General features: G+C 68.3%; 12 protein-coding genes and 1 pseudogene. 7 read left to right on the top strand and 6 right to left on the bottom strand.

Going from position 1 to position 17,981, the window contains the following annotated elements:
* Window positions 1-11: 11 nt before the first annotated feature.
* The 7 genes from H0523_RS26260 (at window position 12) to H0523_RS26230 (ending at window position 11,259) form a co-directional block, all read left to right on the top strand.
* Entirely contained in the window at window positions 12-2,705 is a 2,694-nt protein-coding gene (locus H0523_RS26260; protein WP_054434073.1) for a type VI secretion system Vgr family protein, read from the top strand.
* Window positions 2,698-3,684 carry a DUF4123 domain-containing protein gene (locus tag H0523_RS26255; RefSeq protein ID WP_054434075.1) on the top strand — a complete coding sequence of 329 codons (987 nt, stop codon included), beginning with the start codon at window positions 2,698-2,700 and terminating at the stop codon, window positions 3,682-3,684. Before H0523_RS26260 ends, H0523_RS26255 begins: the two co-directional genes overlap by 8 nt.
* Complete coding sequence (locus H0523_RS26250; RefSeq protein ID WP_054434076.1) at window positions 3,668-6,838, top strand: toxin VasX; 3,171 nt, start codon at window positions 3,668-3,670, stop codon at window positions 6,836-6,838. The genes H0523_RS26255 and H0523_RS26250 overlap by 17 nt, the downstream gene beginning before the upstream one ends.
* Window positions 6,839-6,941: 103 nt before the next feature.
* Window positions 6,942-7,871, top strand: coding sequence for a hypothetical protein (locus H0523_RS26245; RefSeq protein WP_054434078.1), 930 nt, complete (start codon window positions 6,942-6,944; stop codon window positions 7,869-7,871).
* A gap of 87 nt (window positions 7,872-7,958) precedes the next feature.
* The gene (locus H0523_RS26240; protein ID WP_054434079.1) at window positions 7,959-8,696 is read left to right on the top strand and encodes a putative type VI secretion system effector; all 738 of its coding nucleotides are present in this window, start codon (window positions 7,959-7,961) and stop codon (window positions 8,694-8,696) included.
* A gap of 179 nt (window positions 8,697-8,875) precedes the next feature.
* Window positions 8,876-9,841: a hypothetical protein gene (locus tag H0523_RS26235; RefSeq protein WP_054434176.1), complete on the top strand. Its 966-nt coding sequence runs from the start codon at window positions 8,876-8,878 to the stop codon at window positions 9,839-9,841.
* A 77-nt stretch (window positions 9,842-9,918) separates the two neighbouring features.
* Entirely contained in the window at window positions 9,919-11,259 is a 1,341-nt protein-coding gene (locus H0523_RS26230) for a carotenoid oxygenase family protein (RefSeq protein ID WP_054434178.1), read from the top strand.
* Between the two features lie 58 nt (window positions 11,260-11,317).
* Here H0523_RS26230 and H0523_RS26225 read toward each other — a convergent pair whose 3' ends face one another.
* From H0523_RS26225 to H0523_RS26200, 6 genes and pseudogenes are all read right to left on the bottom strand, one after another.
* Entirely contained in the window at window positions 11,318-12,070 is a 753-nt protein-coding gene (locus tag H0523_RS26225; RefSeq protein ID WP_369817077.1) for a DUF2894 domain-containing protein, read from the bottom strand.
* Window positions 12,060-12,716: an OmpA family protein gene (locus H0523_RS26220; protein ID WP_054434081.1), complete on the bottom strand. Its 657-nt coding sequence runs from the start codon at window positions 12,714-12,716 to the stop codon at window positions 12,060-12,062. The genes H0523_RS26225 and H0523_RS26220 overlap by 11 nt, the downstream gene beginning before the upstream one ends.
* Entirely contained in the window at window positions 12,713-16,012 is a 3,300-nt protein-coding gene (locus H0523_RS26215; protein WP_054434083.1) for a DUF802 domain-containing protein, read from the bottom strand. Before H0523_RS26215 ends, H0523_RS26220 begins: the two co-directional genes overlap by 4 nt.
* Before the next feature lie 10 nt (window positions 16,013-16,022).
* A complete protein-coding gene (locus H0523_RS26210) occupies window positions 16,023-16,925 on the bottom strand; it encodes a DUF3348 domain-containing protein (protein WP_054434085.1) in 903 nt (300 codons plus the stop codon).
* A gap of 224 nt (window positions 16,926-17,149) precedes the next feature.
* Entirely contained in the window at window positions 17,150-17,791 is a 642-nt protein-coding gene (locus H0523_RS26205) for a Vgb family protein (RefSeq protein WP_054461189.1), read from the bottom strand.
* Window positions 17,792-17,827: 36 nt separating this feature from the next.
* A pseudogene (locus tag H0523_RS26200) lies at window positions 17,828-17,981 on the bottom strand (helix-turn-helix domain-containing protein); the annotation flags it as partial.

Genomic DNA, 17,981 nt, shown 5'->3' with positions numbered 1-17,981 from the left:
GAGCCGAGACCATGCCCCAGGATGCTTCCGGATTGTCCCGCCTGTCGACCGCCGGCATCGCGCAGGCCAACCGCCTGCTGGACCTGCGCACGCCGCTGGGCGAAAACCGCCTGGTGGCCGAGACCCTGTCGGCCACCGAGCAATTGAGCGGCGGCGCCTATCGGCTCGAGATCACCGCGCTGTCCGACGACGCGCATATCCCCCTGAAGGCCCTGATGGGCCAGCCCGTCACGCTGCGCCTGCAGACCGCGCTCGACCGCGAGCAGCCGCGCCTGTGGCACGGCCACGCCACGGCGGTGCGCTTCCTGGGCGCCAACGGCGGCCTGGCGCGCTATGGCCTGACCGTGGAGCCGTGGCTGGCGTTCCTGCGGGCGCGGCGCGACAGCTTCGCCTACCAGGACAAGGCGGTGATCGACATCGTCGACAGCATCTTCGGCGACTACAAGGGCCAGGGCGCGCTGGCGCCGCAATGGCGCTGGGAGGTCAAGGACCGCGCCGCCTACGCCAAGCGCAGCCTGACCATCCAGTACCGCGAGACCGATTACGCCTTCATCGAGCGCCTGCTGGCCGAGGAGGGCCTGTTCTATTGGGTCGAGCACGCCGACGCCGGCCACACCCTGGTCATTGCCGACCACAACGACGCCTTCAAGGCCGGCCCGCAGGCCAGCGTGCGCTTCGCCCGCGTCGACGTGACCGAGACCGAGGACAGCATCCAGCAATGGAGCGCGCGCAAGCGCTGGCAGACCAACGCCGTGCGCATGGCCAGCTGGGACTACCGCAGCGCCCAGGCGCGGCCAGTGTCGGCGCAGGCGGACAGCGGCAAGCTGGCGAATCCGCTGGAACTGGTCAGCGATGACTACCCCGGGCAGTATGCCTACGAGGACAGCGCGCAGGGCGAGCGGCTGGCGCACAACGCGCTGGCCGCGCTGCGCGTGCGCCAGCAGAGCGTCGAGGGCGCCGGCACCGTGCGCACGCTGGCGCCGGGCCAGCGCTTCGAGCTGACCGGCCACTACCAGCAGGGCGGCCCGTCCGCGTTCGTGGTGATCGCGATCACGCACCAGGCCCGCAACAACTTCGACGCCGACCTCGGCCGCGCCGTGCGCGAGGCGCTGGGCGGCGACGAGGGCGAGGACGCCGATTTCTACCGCAACGCCTTCACCTGCATCGGCAGCGACACCGAATTCCGCCCCGCGACGCAGGACGGCCACGGCACGCGCCTGCATCCCCGTCCCACGGTGTTCGGCGCGCAGACCGCGCTGGTGGTGGGCGCCGAGGAGCCGGTGCACACCGACCGCGACCACCGCATCAAGGTGCAGTTCCACTGGCAGCGCGGCAAGGCGTCCAGCAGCCGGCTGGCGCACCCGTCGGGCGACGAGAACGCGCCGGCCAAGGACGAGCTGGGCGCCTGGGTGCGCGTGGCCGAGCCGGTGGCCGGCGGCGACTGGGGCGGCCATTTCGTGCCGCGCGTCGGCCAGGAAGTGCTGGTGGAATTCCTGCACGGCGACATCGACCGCCCGGTGGTGGTCGGCGCGCTGTACAACGGCGAGGGCGCCGAGGATGCCTCCCACAACCAGGTGCAGGCGGGCGGCGCCAATGCCACCGGCAACGCGCCGGCCTGGTTTGCCGGCGGCAATGACGGGCACGCGCACAACGCGGTCATGTCCGGCTTCAAGACCCAGGCCCTGGCCACCAGCGGCGCGGGCACCGGCGGCTACAACCAGCTGGTGCAGGACGACACGCCGGGCCAGTCGCGCCTGACCGCCTCGACCACCCAGGCCGATGCCCGCCTGAACCTGGGCCACGTCAAGCAGCAGCGCGACAACGAGCGCCTGCAGGACCTGGGCCATGGCGCCGAACTGTCGACCAAGGAAGCGGTGGCGCTGCGCGGCGGTTCCGGCCTGCTGATCAGCGCCGACCTGCGCGAGAACGCCGAGGGCGCGCTGCTGGACAGCGCCGAGGCGGCCAAGCAGATCGACGCCGCCCTCGAATCGGCCAAGGAACTGGGCGACATCGCGGTCAAGCAGAAGGCCATCCTGGATGGCGATCCGCAGGCGCTGCCGGCGCACGATGCCCTCGGGCACGTCCGCGACGTGGTCGAGGCCACCCAGGACGATGCCAACGCCGAGGGCGCCGCCGTCAAGGTGGCGGCCTACAGCGAACCGCACCTCCAGGTCAGCGCGCCCAGCGGCATCGGCCAGTACACGCCGGCCAACGCCTTCCTGGTGGCCGGCGCCACCTTCGCGCAGATCGCGCCCGATGTGAACTGGGCCAGCAGCGCCCACCTGGCGGTGGGCGTGGCGGCCGGCGTGGTGCTGTTCACGGCGGGCCACGAGGCCGGCGGCGGCCGCGCGGTGCAGGACCGTGGCCTGCGGCTGCACGCCGCGGGCGGCAAGCTGCGCCTGCACAGCCAGGACGCCAAGATGACGCTGACGGCCGAGAAGGCCGTGACCTTCGCTTCCGCCGGCGCCAGCGTGCTGATCGAGGCCAAGCAGCGCGTGCTGGCCACCGCCGCGGGCGCCTATGTGCGGCTGGAAGGCGGCGGCATCCAGCTGCATGCGCCGGGCAAGGTCGAGCTGAAGGCGGGAGCGCACAACTGGGTCGGGCCGCAGACGGCGAACGGCAACCTGGCGCCGCCCTCGGGCGAATTCAAGGATTGTCCCAGCAAGGTGAACAGCGCGGCGGCGGGAGGGGCGGCCTTTGTTTGACGGCATCCTTCCCCAGGGCGAGGACCGCGACGCGGCCGTCCGGCTCTACGAACGCCTGCTGGCCGCCGCCGCGCGCACCCCGTCAAGCGCGCTCTACGTACTGGTGGATCCCACCATCGAGGATCCGCTGGCGCATGCGGCCCGGCGCAAGAGCGCCGTGGCGCTGCCGTTGGACCGTGGCCGCTTCCTGGCCGGGCATTGCCCCTATCTGCTGGCGCTGGGAGACTTTGGCCGCGACGACGCCATCGAATTGAGCATTGCCGCGGCCTGCGCGGCCGCGGCGCCTGGCCACACCCATCGCGCGGTCTGCGGCTGGATCGCCAGTCCGGTGGCCCCGACGGCGCTGGCTCGCCATCTGGCCAGGATGGCGCGCTGCCTGGTGCCGGATCGGGCCGATCCGGTGACCTTGCGGCATTGGGATCCGCGCGTCGCCGAGGTGCTGGCCGAGGTGCTGTCCGAAGACCAGCTGCGCCAATGGCTCGCGCCAGTCCAGGCCTATTGGCGGCCGTGCCGCGCGGCCGGGGAACTGGCGGTCCAGTACGAACGGCCGGCCGCCGCGGGCGCGCCGCAAGCCGGGCCGGCCGCGCCGCTGGTGCTCGATCGCGCGCAGTGCGCCGTGCTGGAACGCGCCGGCTGGGTCAACCAGGCGCTCGACGCCCTGGCCGAAGCCGGACACGACATGGCCGAGGCGCGGCTGCGCGAGCGCGCCGACCGCCAGGTGGCGCGCGCGCAGGCGCGCTGGGGCCTGGAGACCGACACCGACATCGTCGATTTCGCGCTGCATGGCCTGCTGGTGCATCCGCATTTCGACCAGCATCCCGACGTCCGCCACGCCATGGCCACGGTCCAGGCGAGCGGCGTCGCGGCGGTGGCGGCTTTGAACGACATCACGGAAGAACAATGGAACCGCGTGCGGCAATGGCCCGGCACGACGGTCGAACCGGAGCAGACAGAGGTGAGGGATGGCGGAGCTTTCTAACGCGCGTTGCGCCGCGGCGGCGAATACATGCGGCGAGACCAAGGGCAAGTGCATCAACTGCGACAAGAAGGGCGGCGTGGCGATCATGCCGCTGGTGCCCGCGCCGCTGCCGCGGCCCATGGTGAGCGATGCCTGGGCCAACACCGAGCACGGCGGCGCCAGCAACACGCAGTGGGCGATTCCCGCCCACCGCATGTACAGCACCTGGATGGAGAAGAAGCTGGAGGCCCACACCAAGGTGCGGCTGTTCGATCCCAGGTTCGACCCCGCCGGACTGCCGGCGGAGACCTACTTCGCGCGCGTGCCGGCCGCGGGCTACCTGTACGTGCTCAAGCAGGACAAAACCTGGGACGGCTACCTGATCGACAGCAAGGGCTACTACCGCAAGATCCCGGTCGCCAAGATGCCCGAGGACGCCGAGACCACCGAGCCGCTGTCCGAGGCCTGCTCGTCGGAAGGGCACAACAACATCGGCACGCAGTTCATCACCATCGACCACCTGCGCAGCCCCACGGCCTGGATCGCCTACAGCCGCTACGTCTGGGACAAGCAAACCCGCCAGGACTACGCCGACGACAAAGACGGCTGCCGCGGCGCGCGGATGACCGAACTGAACCTGAAGGACATCGCCGACGGCAAGGTCGGGTTGGGCAGTGCCGCGCCCAACACCTGCAAGCTGACCCTGCCCGACATCACGGGCATCGTCGCCGACTATGCCGTGGCGGACGTGCAGCGCTGCCTGAATGCGGGCCTGCACAACCCGCTGCAGATGCGCGCCGAGCCGGAACCGCAACTGGTGACGGCGCAGATGTGGGCCGTGAATTCGCTGCTGCCGGCGCTGCAATGGGGGGTCGGGGTGGTGCTGCCGGATCCGGTGGGGATCGTGCAGGAGTTGAATCTGCGGCGCAATATTGCTGCGGCGCGCGCTTCGGTGCTTGAAGGAGCGCTGGACCCGGAACGCGCGCGCAAGCGCGTCATTGCCGACATCATTCAAGGCATGTGCTTGAGCGCTAAAGCCAATCCGGGGCCGTTCTGGGCGGCGAATTATGGACCCGAACGTTATGAAAGAAACATAGACACCGGCGCTTGGCAAGCCGCCCTTGCGGACAGTGAGGGCAAGAAGTCCTTGATGACACAGATCGCGAACTTGAGTGCGCTATTCACGACTTGGATCAAATGCCCGGGCTGGAAACAGCAGCAACGCACCGACTTCTGCGACAGGGATGACGCAGCCGGGGTACGGCGCGAAAACATGGCCGCGTCGTGTGTTGCCGGATCGGGGCAGACTGAAAAGGAGCGTGTGGAGGTATGGGGCGAGCTTTGGAAACTGTCGGTTGACGATCCGAACAACTGGTTCTATCGAAGCCTGTCTGCTGGAAACGCGGATCTGTTCAAGCTATTGGCGGATACGGGCTCAGTCGACGAGGCCGGTTCCATTGTCAGGGCCGCGTATGCAATGGTGACGCCATATCTGGAAGGGGGCGCGTTGAAAATCGACAACCTGCGCGAAGCCCTGCGTGCCAAGCGTCGCTACAACGAGGCTACCGCCACGCTGGTGGACACCGTGACCGGGCTGCTGACCAAGTTGATGATCAACGATCCAAAGACGTACAACCGGCTGATGCGTGGCATTGCGATGACGCTTGTCACGCGTGAGGATCTGCTGGTTGCTCCCACTGTGCTGAAGGGACCATTGTCGGAGATCAAGAATCTTCTGGAAGAAGCTGCCACCAAACCGATAGAAGGTCACGCCCCGGTGCGTGTTGGCGGTGACTTGCCCGCCGGCAGGGGCTATCTGGCTCAGGAAGGCAATTTGGGCCAGCGCGGTCTCAGCTTGTCGGAAACGGTGGGTCGCGGTGTGTATCTGGATTTGCCGGAGGACAGAACGACCATTTCCGCCGTGGTGGCGTTCACCTTCAAGAAGCTGGCCCAGGGGGAAAAGCTGAGTGGCTCCTTTGCTGGAGGCACACCCCTGCAGGAAATTGAATTGCCATTGCGTGAACAGGCCCGGATGAATCCTTATCTGAATGGCCGAGCTGCACTGGTAGGGAATCTGGCATCTACGGTATTAGGTTCCGGGATCATGTTCTTCCAGGCACAAGGTGCGATCAATGCCTTGGCGGCAACGCTCAAGGAAGGTGCTTCGCTGGAAGACAGGTTCTCGAGTGGCGCTGGCGCGACGGCGAATATCGTTGCCATGGTCGCCGTCGGCTTCGACCTGGCTTCCTCCATAGGCACGCTTGTTTCCAATGAGGTTTCCAAGAGACTCATGCGGCAAGGGGCCAAACTCGGACTCGCCGCCGGCATTCTCGATGGCTTGGTGACCGCCTACGGTGCATACCGCAAGCGGCAAGCCGGCAACAATACGTCGGCGTATTGGAGTACCGCATCGGCGCTCGCGACCGTGATATCGGGAGTGGCAGGCTATGGCACTACGATGGCGGTTGCTGGTGGAGGTACCGCCTTTACGGTCTTAGGGCTATCGCTGGGACCCGTCGGCTGGACCTTGTTGACGATCGCCGCGCTGGGCGTCGCCATATGGACTGCGGTGAACGCTGCTGGAACCGACGAAGCCAGCCGTTTGCCGGTCGAATACTGGCTTGATAACGGCGTGTTTGGCAAACGCACCCAGCTTGGCAATACGGATAACAACCCCTTTGCCACCAAGGCGAGCGCGGGAAAACGAGGTGCGCCGGCTGTTCCCTTCCTCAACTTGAATGACGAACTTCAAGCGTTGGAACGCATCATTCTGGTGGCCAGCGGTTACCTGATGAAAGGCGCGGTGGGCAATGGCTACTTTCATGCGCATTACAACGTTACTGTTCCGCTATATTCTGATGACAGTCGGGTCACGATCGAGTTCTATCGGAATGACAGGGACGGAAAGAAGGTTTTCCGCACCATGAGCGCCGGTAAGAACGCGACATTGCCTGCGGTACAGAGTGGATCGGTTCTTGTTCCTGCTCCCGGGTTCCAAAACGAGAAAATGACTATTGATCCAGTCAGTAAAAGCGCCAAATTGACGGGCTCTTTTCAGGTGTTCCTGGGGTTGCGCGGGTTCTATTGCATGAAGGTTCATTATTGGCCGAGCGAAATACAGCGGCCGGGAATGGAGACGGGGTTTGAGTCAGGGGTTTACGTTGACAGTTACTAGGAACAGGAAAGAGAAGAGAGATTTGGAGGTACTCCCTGATCGCACCGGAGCATGGGGCTGGCTGTTGTCGGGGCGCTCCGGAGTGCAGCCGGCGGCTGAAGGCATGGTTACCGAGTTGACGCCCGCTTGCCTGCGCTTGACGGGGCCTTTCGAGGCCTCGCGTGGCTACGTGGCATGTGTCTCGCTCGCTGCTGCGGTTGGTCTGACTTTGCTGTTCCTTACGGCTCTGATCGACCTGAGTACGGGGAGGACCGTTCTGGATACCGGACTTGCCGTGATGATGGGGGGGTATTCTGTATGTGCATTGATCGGTTGGATCTGCGCCTATCGATTTGTTTTTTCACCGATCCAGGAAACCACTCTCATCAGTCGGTCCTTGCGACGCATATATGTGTGGGAAAAGCGGACTGGTTGGACGTCGGTCGATTTTGATCGCGCGCACGCCTACGTTGGCAATTTTCAGGTGGTAACGACAACCGGCGCGGGAGCTGCCTATCCCTTGCGCGTCGTAGAGATCGAGCCCGACACTCGCCGTATCATCAAGGGCGTGGCACTGACCGCTCCATTTGATCGTCCAGAACCCGCCGCGCAACTTTGGGAGTTCGTCCGGTTGTACATGGACGGGGAGCCGGCGATGCTGCCGCCAGTGACGTTGGTGCCGGATTGTCGCGTCAATGCGTATGCGTGGATGGACCTTGAGCTGTTTCCATACGCAATCGATCGTCATCACAGATTGGTGCGGCCGTTTGCGTTCTGGTTCTTCAGTGGTGCCTATTACCTGCCGAACTGGATGGAATACTGGATTCGTCGATTCGGTCGTCGCCCCGCGCTGCCTCCGGAATTGGCGGCGGTGGTGGGCTGGCAAGGCGAAAGCCCGTATCGAATCGCCCCGCCGACACAGGAGGAGCTGGCGGCGCGAGCAGGTAATCTGCCCTCCGTGAAGAGGCGTTGGCGTCTGGCGAGCATCTTCGGCTTGGCGCTCTGGGTCGTCCTGCCGCTGTTTTTTGTGGGCGTCGTGGTGTCCAACTGGTAGGTGGATATTAATGGAGGTCGGTTCCACGCCGGCGGTATGCATCCGATGAGCAGAGCGCGATCGGCGGGACACACGGAAGCAGTGGCGATGACGCCTCAGTGGAATGACAAAGCCAGCAAGCTGACCGGCAAGATCGCGGGACTGCGCCGGGTCAGGCGATCGCGCGATTTCGTGATGGAACAGCTCGGAGGCGGCGCGGGGGCGTCGGCGGTGTCGGCGGGACTGGCGGGGATGGGGGGCGCGGCCATTGCGATTGCTACCCTCGACAGCACTGAGAAGGCGGATTTTGTCGAATTCACGCTCGATGGACAACCGGTTCGAGGCTGGTTCTGGCGGTTTCCCTTTGACGAGGGCGATGACATCGAACTGGTGGCCGAGCACGACGGGCAGGCGTGGATCGCCTACGGCGCCCGACGGCCGGCCGATGCGCTGGTTGCGGTGTATCCGCATTGCTTCGAGGGGCGCCGGGCGCACTACGCTTCCACGTTCCGCTTCTGGGGCATCGTAGTGGGGGCGGTTTTTCTGTTCATGATGTGCCTGGATGCGATTTTCGCGATGTTCAAGGGCACATTCAGCCTGGCAGGGCAGTTGTCCGCGTATGCGGTCTACCTGGCCTATGGGCTGCCCGCGCTGGTGCTGGTTTTCGGATTCCTGGCGTGGCGCGGCGGTCGCAAGACGGAAGGATTTGCGCGGATGGCGGAGACCATTTTCGCCGGCTTTGGCTGGCGGGACGCCAGCAGCATCAATTTGCGCAAGACCTCCAGGGCGCTGCGTCGCGAGGGTGATGGGCGTGACTACGGCACGCTCTATTTCCGCTACCAATGAAGCAAGCGCGCGCGTCCGTGATTGGCTCGCGCCGTCGACAGTGCGAGTCGCAACAAGGAGGAGCAATGCGGCATGGCAGAGGCCGGGCGGGCATCACCATGGTCCCGGAGAAGAGCGGTGCATGGGGATAGTTGCTGCCCGCGAGCTCGGAACGCGCGCGCAGCCCGGAGGATCCCTCCGTGCTGTACAACGTGGTCGAAATCAATCCCGCCTGCCTGCGGCTGGTCGATCCCACCGAGAACCTGCGTGGCCTTGGCATCGTCATGACGATTATGTTCAGCCTGATGTTGCTGCTGATCGCAACCAATTTCATCCTGTTCTACGACACGGCGACGCGCGGCTACGGCGGCGAGTATCTGGCGTTCGTCGCAGGCGGCTCGCTGCTGGGGGTGTTCGGGCTGTGGCGCGCCTACCGCGCTGCGTCCGCGCCGATGCAGTACACCTCCATCATCAGCCGGCGGCTGCGGCGCATCTACGCCTGGAGCAGGAAGGGCGGCTGGATTTCAGTGGACTACGACCGGGCCGTGGCATTCATCTTCAGGGGCCGGCTGGTGGCGCCCACAGGGGCGAGCGCGCCGGTTGTTTCGTTGCGGGTGGCCGAGCTTGAGCCGGGCTCGCGTCGCATCGCGCGCTGCGTCGCGCCCACCCGGATCTTTTCGTCGCGCGAAGCCACCGCTGGCGCCTGGCAGTTCATCCGGCGCTACATGGACGAAGAGCCCGCTGCTGTTCCTCCTGTGGTCCCGATGCCGAATCATCGCATCAATGCCTTTGCGTGGATGGACCGGGAACTGTTTACGGAGGAGATCGACCGGCAGCATTATCCCGCCGGCCTGTTCGACGGATTCGCGTTCTGGATCATGGCGGGGGCCTACTACCTGCCGAACTGGATGGAATACTGGGTACGGCGCTATGGCAAGCGGCCGCCGCTGCCTCCTGAATTGGCTGCCGCCCTGCAATGGGAAGGCGAGAATCCGTACCGCGTCGTACCGCCCACCCCGGAAGAAGCGCTGGCCATGCAAGGCAAGCTTCCCCATATGAAAAAGCGCTGGCTGCACGCCAGCATCCTGGGGATCCTGTTGTGGGGCGTCCTGCCTTTGGGGTTCGTGCTGGTGACGGTATTGAAGTGGATAGCGTCATTAAATTAAATCCGGGTAATATTGACGAACATATTTAATCCGGGTAAAAATTCGTCCTGCGAATGATCGCAACCAAGGACGCAAGCATGAGCACATTCGATCTGAACACCGGCGCCACCGCGCCGCTGGCCGATGAGGTTGACCTGGCCGACCTGCCCGTGGACGGCGCGCTGCCGCCCGGGCTGGACGGGGTCCTGGTCCGCAACGGCCCCAACCCCCTGCGCGGTCGCTTCGAGGGCAACGACGTGCTGTCGTGGTGGCCGCAGCCGGCGATGCTGCACGCCATTGCCTTCCACGGCGGCCGGGCGACCGGTTACCGCAACCGCTGGGCGCGCACCCGGATCTGGGCGCGCGAATACGACCCGCAGGCCGAGGCCGGCCTGCCGGAGACCAATCCCAACGTCAATGTGCTGCGCCACGCGGGCGAAGTGCTGGCGCTGGCCGAGGGCGGGGCGCCGTTGGCGATGACGCCAGCGCTGGATTTCCTGGGCGCCAGCCGGCGCCATCCGGGGCTGGCGGGCGGCATGACGGCGCACCCCAAGGCGGACCCCGAGACCGGGGAACTGATGAGTTTCCGCGCCCATTGGGAGCGGCCCTGGCTGCGCTACGGCGTGACGGGCGCGGGCGGCCAGCCGCGGGTGGATCAGGCGATCGAGCTGCCCGGGCCGTCGATGATGCACGACATGGCGATCACGGCGCGCTACAGCATCCTGCTGGACCTGAACGTGGCGTACGACTTCTCGATGCTGTCGCGCGGCTACCGCATGCCGCTGCGCTGGCATGACGAGCGCCAGTCGCGGCTGGGCGTGATCCCGCGCCACGGCGGCCCGGTGCGCTGGTTCGAGGTCGCGCCCTGTTTCATCCAGCACGTGGTGAATGCGTATGACCGGGATGCGTCGACGCTGGTGCTGGACGTGGTGCGCTATCCGGAATACTTGCGGCTGTCGCGCGAGGGCGCGGGTTTCGAGGACAGTCCGCTGGGCACGCTGTGGCGCTACGAGATCGACCTGGACGAGGGCGGCGTCACGGAGCGCGCGCTGGACGATGCCGGCATCGAGCTGCCGCGCATCAACGAGGCCCGGACCGGCCGCGCCTACCGCTACTGCTATGCGGTGGAGCAGCCCAACAACCGCGAGATGCGCGGCGTGGTGCGCTACGACCTGGAGACGGGCGCGCGCCAGCAGTATGCGGTGCCGCCTGGCGACCAGAACAGCGAACCGGTGTTCGTGCCCCGGCCGGGGGCGCGCGACGAGGACGACGGCTGGGTGCTGGTGTGCGTGTACCGCCAGACCAGCGATACCAGCGACGTGGTGGTGCTGGACGCGCGCGACCTGACGGCCGGGCCGCTGGCGACGGTGCGTCTGCCCCGCCGCATTCCGGCGGGTTTTCACGGCGCCTGGCTGCCGCGCGAGGCGGGCGGGAAGTAGACCGCGACAGTGTCAGAGCCGCGGGCAGGACGTCGCGCCTGTCACCGGCGGCCCGGGTTCAGCGGCTCTTGGCGCGCGTACCTTTCCTGGCGGGGGCGCGCGCCGTTTCCTTGGCCGGCGGCGCGGCGGCCGCCGTCAACTGCTCCATCCAGGCCAGCGTTTCGGTATAGGTCACGAATTGCTGCAGATAACCCGGCGACAGCTCGCGCATCAGCGACAGCGCGCGGTGCACCAACTGGTTGGAATTGAGCGGGCCGGCGTTCTTGTGCACCTGTTCCTGCGACTGGCGCACCTGCCGGTCGGCGCTCAGGCCGGACCAGATCTCGCGCAGTCCGTCCAGCGCCGGCAGGTCGGGATAGGCGTCGCGGCGCGCCTGCGCGGCGATGGCGTCGGGATCCTCGCCGGGCGCGCCGGGGTAGGCGAGATACGCCGCCAGTTCGGCCAGTGGCCCGCGCGTGCCGGCCGGGGGCGTCGCGACGCGCGCGGCTGCGGCTGTTACGGCGACGCCAGCGGCGGGGGCATTCCGTTCTTCAGGGGACGCGCTGGCGTCGGGCAGGCCGGCGGCGGCGATACGCGCCGCATAGGCGTCCAGCAACTGCGCCAGGCGCGCGTCCAGCGTGGCGCGCACCGCGCCGCCATGGCCTGCCGCGCGCCGGGCCAGCGCCTCGATGAAATGGAAACCGACCGGATCGAGCCGGTCGTCGCCGCGCTCGCGCCAGGCCCGCAGCGCGTTGTCCGCCGGCAGGCCGGCGTCGGCCGTGGCGTCCGCCTCGGTCGTCAGCGCGTGGCCAAGACCGCCATCACTGGCCACGCGGCGCCTCCGTGCCGTTGGACGGCTTGGGAATCGGCGTGATTTCGACCCGGCGGTTCCTGGCGCGGCCTTCCTCGTCGGCGTTCGAGGCCACGGGTTGTTCGGCGCCGAACGCGGCGGCGAACACCGAGGCCGACGGCACGCCTTCGTCGATCAGCGCGCGGGTCACGGTCAGCGCGCGCTGCGCCGACAGGTCCCAGTTGTCGGCAAAGCGCCGGTTGCCCTCGCGCACCTGCTGGTCGTCGGTGTAGCCGCTGACCATCAGGATCTCGTTGTTGGCCTTCAGGTAGGCCGACAGCGGCTCGATCAGGCTCTTGAGCACCTCGCGGCCCTCCGGCTGCAACTGGTCGGAATTGAGCGCGAACAGCACGCTGCCGCTGATGCCGATGCGGCCGTTGATGAGCGTCACGCGGCCCGCCGCCAGCGGCGCGGCCAGGGCCTGCTCCAGCGTCTGGCGGCGCTGGGTTTCCTCCTGGCGCTGCTTGACCTCGCGTTCGAGCTGGGTCGACAGCTCCAGCTGCACGGCCACCACGCTCACCAGGATCAGCACGAAGGCGCCCAGCAGCACCGACATCAGGTCGCCAAAGACGGCCCAGGTCGGCACCGCGGGTTCCACGCCGCCGTCGATGTCCTCGCCCGCGCTCATGCCGCCTGCGCTCCGGCGCTGGCGGCGCGCTGGCTGGCCAGGTCGCGCAGGTTCTCGACGATCTGCTTCTGCGACATGGTGCTCAGGTCGACCACTTCACGCGCCTGCGCCACGTAGTAGGCCAGTTGCTCGTCGCCGCGCGCGATCGATTTGTCGAGCGCGCTCTCGATGCGTTGCAGGTGCGCGACCAGCTTGTCGTTGGATTCGCCGAACAGGCGCACCGCGGCGCCGAAGGCCTCGCCCAGGCTCGCCATCTCGACGGCGCCGCTGGTCACTTGCGCGGCCACGTCGTCCAGGCGGGCGGTTTCGGATTCGACCTGCTCGGTGAACTGCGTGCCGACGCGGTCCAGCAGGTCCGCCGACGACGAGACCAGGGCGTCGACCGCGCTGCGCTGCTCGCTGGAGGCGTGGTTGACGGCGTCCAGCAGCGTCGCCAGCGTGTCCAGCAGGCGGTTGCGTTCTTCCAGCATCGCGTTGTCGTAGGCCAGGCTGTCCGACAGCTTCTGGCGCAGCTCGCCGATGACCTCGGCGGCCGCGCGCGGCGCTTCGGAGGCGGCCTGCACCAGCTGGCTGATCTCGGCGATGGTGCCGCTGGCGTGGGCCTCGGTCTGGGTGGCGATGTCCTGCGCGGTCTGGGCCAGGGTGGCGCAGATTTCCTGCTGCAGGCTGGCGCTGCGGGCGCCGGCCTGCTCCCATTCCTGGCGCAGCGCCTCGGCCATCGAGCCCAGCTCGGCGGTCCAGGCGGCCAGGCGTTCCTGGTCGCGCGAGGCCAGCGCGGCCTGCAGCTCGGCCTGAGATTGGCCCAGGGTCTGCAGCAGCGTTGCCGAATGCTGCTCGAAGGCAGCCGCGGCGGTGGTCAGGGCCTGCTGGTTGTCGCCGGCCAGTTTCTCGTTGGCCAGTTCCTGGCGCACCTGGGCCTCGGTCCAGGCCTGCGTCACGCCGCCGGCCGCCGTTTCCAGGCGGGCCGAGACGTTTTCCAGCAGGGCGGCCTGGGCCTGGGTCTGGGTGGTGATGTCGTGCGCGGTGCGGGCCAGCAGCTGGCCCAGTTCCTGGTGGCGGGCGGCGGTCTGTTCGCCGGCCGCGCGCCATTCCTGGCCCAGTTCGGTGGCCAGCGCGCCCAGCGAGGCATGCCAGGCGGCCAGGCGATGCTCGTCGCGCGCGGCCAGGGCGGCCTGCAGGTCGGCATGCGACTGGTCCAGCGTGCGCAGCAGCGCGGCCGAGTGCTGTTCGAAGGCGGCCGCGGCGGCGGTCAGGGCCTGCTGGTTGTCGGCGGCCAGCTTCTCGCTGGTCAGTTCCTGGCGCACTTGCGCCTCGGTCCAGGCCTGCGTCACGCCGCCGGCGGCGGATTCGATGCGCGCGGCCACGCTGTCGAGCAGGGCGCTCTGCGCGTCGCTGCGCGTGGCCAGATCCTGCGCGGTGCGCGTCAGCATCTGGCTGATGTCCTGCTGGCGGGCGGCGGCTTGCGCGCCGGCCTGTTCCCATTCCTGGCCGAGCTTGTCGGCGACCGCGCCGAGCGTGCCGGCCCAGGCGGCCAGGCGCTGTTCGTCGCGCGCGGCCAGGGCGGCCTGCAGGTCGGCGTGGGACTGGTCCAGGGTGCGCAGCAGCGCGGCCGAATGCTGTTCGAAGGTCGCGGCGGCGGCGGCCAGGGCCGCGCGGTTGTCGTCCGCCAGCTTGTCGCTGACCTGCGACTGGCGCGCCAGGGCCTCGTGCCATTGCGCCGAGACGTTGCCGGCGGCGGTTTCCAGGCGGGTCGAGACGTTCTCGAGCAGGCCGGCCTGGGCCTGCGCGTGCGCGGTCAGGTCCTGTGCGCTGAGGGCCAGGGCCTGGTTGATTTCCAGCTGGCGTTCGGCGGCCTGCGCGCCGGCCTGCTGCCATTCCTCGCGCAGGGTGGCGGACAGCGCGCCCAGCGTGTCGGTCCAGGCGGCCAGGCGTTGCTGGTCGCGCGAGGCCAGGTCGGATTGCAGCGCCGCGTGCGAGGCGTTCAGCGTGCGCAGCAGCGACGCCGAATGCTGTTCGAAGCTGGCGGCGGCGGCCGTCAGGGCCTGCAGGTTGTCGCCGGCCAGTTTCTCGCTGGCGCGTTCCTGGCGGCTCAGCGCCACGTTCCAGGCTTCGGACATGCTGCCCGAGGACGCCTCCAGGCGTTCGGACACGCTGTCCAGCAGACTGGCCGAGCGTTGCTCGAAGGTCTGCGCGAAGCGGTCGAGCGAGCCGCGCAGGTCCTCTGCCAGGGTTTCGCTGGCGCGCTGCTGGCCGGCCAGGGCCTGGTTCCAGATGCCGGCGACGTTGGCGGTGGCGGCCTGCAGGCCGGCGGTCATGCCGTCCAGCTGGCGTTGCACCGCCTGCGTGACGGTGTCGTGCAGCGTGGCGGTCTCGCGCGACAGGCCGGCCATGGTGGCTTCGACCGCGGGTTGCAGCGCCGCGCCGGCCGAGCGGGCGCTTTCGGCCACGCTTTCCTTCATCGACTGTTCCATCACCGCGGCCAGGCGCGCGTAGGCCGCCTCGGCCTTGCCCTGGAAGGCGTCCTGGCTGGCGAGCTGGCGCTCGTTCAGCGTGTGGTTCTGCTGTTCCAGGTTGCGCATCATGGCGTCCAGGCGGTCGACCAGCGCGGGCATGGCCTCCGCCTGCCGTTGCAGCACTTCGGCCTGGCGTTGCAGCAGCTTGAAGCTTTCTTCGCGCTGATGGCCCTGGGTGTAGAGGCGCAGCGTGGTCGCGGCCTTGGCGTCGAGCCCTTGCGCGGCCTGGATCCGGTCGCGGCGGCACAGCGCCGCCAGCAGGCCCAGCATGGCCGAGGTGGCGACGCCGGCGATCGAGGTGCCGAAGGCAAAGCCCAGGCCCTTGACGGGCGCGGCCAGCGAGGCGCGGATCGCGGCCAGGTCGGTGGCGCTTTCGAGCGCGGCGCCGGTGCCGCGCAGCGTCACCACCATGCCCAGGAAGGTGCCGAGCATGCCCAGCAGCACCAGCAGGCCGACCAGGTAGGGCGCCAACGCCGGGCCGGGCAGGCCCACGCGTTCGCCCTCGATGCGCAGCCGCACCGGGTTGCGCAGCGCGGCGGGCAGTTGTTCGAGCCAGCCGGCGAGGCTGGCGGGCGCTTCCGAAAGGTTGCCGACCGCGCGTCTCAGGGACGCGGTGGCTTGTTGATAGCGCAGCAATTCGAGCGCGCCGGCCACGTAGCAGGCGCCGATCAGCAGCGTGACGGCCAGGGCCAGGGGATTGGTGCCCGCGTAGCCCGCGCCGATCCAGCCGGCCACGGCCAGGCCGCTGAGGAAAACAACGATATTGATCAGATACTTGGACATAGTGTCCCGGTTAGCTGGTGCGAAGGGTGGCAAGCAGCCCTTCCACCGGTTGTAAACGAACATCCAGTTCGGCCAGCAGCACGCTGCGCATGTCTTTGCGGAACGTTTCCAGCCAGGCGCCCGGCGTGGGCGCGGGTAAAGCGGGTGGCGGCACGCCGACGTCGGTCGACGCTGGCGCGTTGGCATCGACCTGCGCGGCGCTGTCGGGCGCGGCCTGGGCATCGTCCCGCGCGCCGGCTTCGGCCTGCGCCTCGGGGTCGGCCGCCGCCGCGGCGTCGACCTCGGCCTGCGCCTGCGCGGCGGCCTGGGCCGCCGCTTCCAGCGCGGCCTGCTCGGCCAGCCGCAGCCGGTCGAAATGGCCCTGCAGCAACTTCGGGATCGCGCCCAGCAGCGTCCGCTCGCGCGGCAGCAGGGCGCGGTCCATGATGGCGTCCACCACCGCCAATCGCGTCATTTCCGGCGTCCTGGCCGCGACCATGCCGCGCAGGCGGCTGCGCAGATTGCCGATGCTGGTCTCCATCGTGTGCTGCAACGACAGATAGCGCTGACGGAAATTCGAGTAATCGGCGTCGCCGGCCTGCAGCGCCGCCACCTTGGCGGACACTTGCCCCGGCATCTGCCGCTTGGCGGCCGTGGCCGCGGTGTCGCTGGCGATGGCATCGGCCAGCGTGGTCCGGACGCGCTCGCACTCGCGCTCCTCGGCGCTGCTGAACTGGCGCGCGCCCGGCGCGATCGCCGGCGGGCGGTTGTTCAGGGCGGCGGACAGGGCAATCGCGTCGGTCCAGCCGAGCCATTGGCTCAGATGATCCGACAACGGCTGCCGGGATTCCGGCGCGTCGACATCCGTCAGGCGAGTCAGCAAGCGAATGAGCGTCGGGCCGCTTAAACCTGTGCGCTGTGGGGCTTGCAACATACCACCAGAGTCAAAAAGGGGGGAGTTTACACGCTGGCGGGGCCCCGCTGGGCCCGGAAACGGGGGGGCGCGATTGTGGCTGCAACAATTTGTCAGGACGACCCGCCGGCGCGGTTCGCCGGGGAGCGCGGGGCGTCGGCGCCGCGGCGTCGGATCCGGCTGATATCGGCCCGAAAAAAAGCCCGCCCGCCGGGGGCGGCCGGCGGGCGTCGCGGGCGGGAAGGTCAGGCGCTGGCGCGCGGCCGGCGCACGGCGCGCAGGCGGCCGCTGGTGGCGCCGCCGCAATAGAGCACGTCGCCGCCGTCCGATTCCAGGCCGGACACGTAGACGCCCGGCGGCATCGCCAATCGTTCCAGCACCTCGCCGTTGGCCGGATCGACCCGGCGCAGCTCGCTGGCGTCGTCTTCCCAGGTGCCGTGCCACAGGTTGCCGTCGACCCAGGTGACGCCGGTCACGTAGCGGTCGGACTCGATGGTGCGCAGGATGGCGCCGGTGGCGGGATCGACCTGGTGGATCTTGCGGTCCTTGTAGCGCGCGATCCAGAGCATGCCTTCGGCCCAGGTCATGCCCGAATTGCCGCCGCCTTCGGGCGCCGGCACGGTGGCCAGCACGCGGCCCGAGGCCGGGTCGATCTTCTGGATGATGTTGTCGGCCAGCTGGTACAGGTGCTTGCCGTCGAACGCGGTGCCGGCGCGGGCGGTGACGTCGATCGTGCGCACCACGTCGCCGCTGGCCGGGTCCAGGGCGTGCAGCTTGTCGCCCACGGCGATCCAGACGCGGCTGCCGTCGTAAGACACGCCGTGCACGTCGGTGACGCCGGGGAAGGGGCCGTATTCACGGAGGATTTCTGCGGGCTTGGATTTCATGACGATGTCCTTGTTCAGGGGGATGACGTCTCCATGCTAGGCATTCGCCAGCGGAACCGGGAGTAACAATGTCGTCGCGAAACCGGGCAGCGGCGGCGTGATCCAGCGCCGCGCCCGGCCGCGGCCGATCGCCTGGGCGCGGCCGGCGGCGGCCAGCGCGTCCAGGGCGCGCTGCACCTGGCGCTGGCTG

Source organism: Achromobacter insuavis (assembly GCF_902859645.1).
GTDB lineage: Bacteria > Pseudomonadota > Gammaproteobacteria > Burkholderiales > Burkholderiaceae_B > Achromobacter > Achromobacter insuavis.
This window is presented reverse-complemented; position numbering and strand designations above follow the sequence as displayed.

What these genes read in the sequence shown, in the direction of transcription:
- H0523_RS26260 (WP_054434073.1), top strand. Translation starts at nt 12, where the DNA reads ATGCCCCAGGATGCTTCCGGATTGTCCCGCCTGTCGACCGCCGGCATC.
- H0523_RS26250 (WP_054434076.1), top strand. Translation starts at nt 3,668, where the DNA reads ATGGCGGAGCTTTCTAACGCGCGTTGCGCCGCGGCGGCGAATACATGC.
- H0523_RS26245 (WP_054434078.1), top strand. Translation starts at nt 6,942, where the DNA reads ATGGTTACCGAGTTGACGCCCGCTTGCCTGCGCTTGACGGGGCCTTTC.
- H0523_RS26240 (WP_054434079.1), top strand. Translation starts at nt 7,959, where the DNA reads ATGACGCCTCAGTGGAATGACAAAGCCAGCAAGCTGACCGGCAAGATC.
- H0523_RS26230 (WP_054434178.1), top strand. Translation starts at nt 9,919, where the DNA reads ATGAGCACATTCGATCTGAACACCGGCGCCACCGCGCCGCTGGCCGAT.
- H0523_RS26220 (WP_054434081.1), bottom strand. Translation starts at nt 12,716, where the DNA reads ATGAGCGCGGGCGAGGACATCGACGGCGGCGTGGAACCCGCGGTGCCG.
- H0523_RS26215 (WP_054434083.1), bottom strand. Translation starts at nt 16,012, where the DNA reads ATGTCCAAGTATCTGATCAATATCGTTGTTTTCCTCAGCGGCCTGGCC.
- H0523_RS26210 (WP_054434085.1), bottom strand. Translation starts at nt 16,925, where the DNA reads ATGTTGCAAGCCCCACAGCGCACAGGTTTAAGCGGCCCGACGCTCATT.
- H0523_RS26205 (WP_054461189.1), bottom strand. Translation starts at nt 17,791, where the DNA reads ATGAAATCCAAGCCCGCAGAAATCCTCCGTGAATACGGCCCCTTCCCC.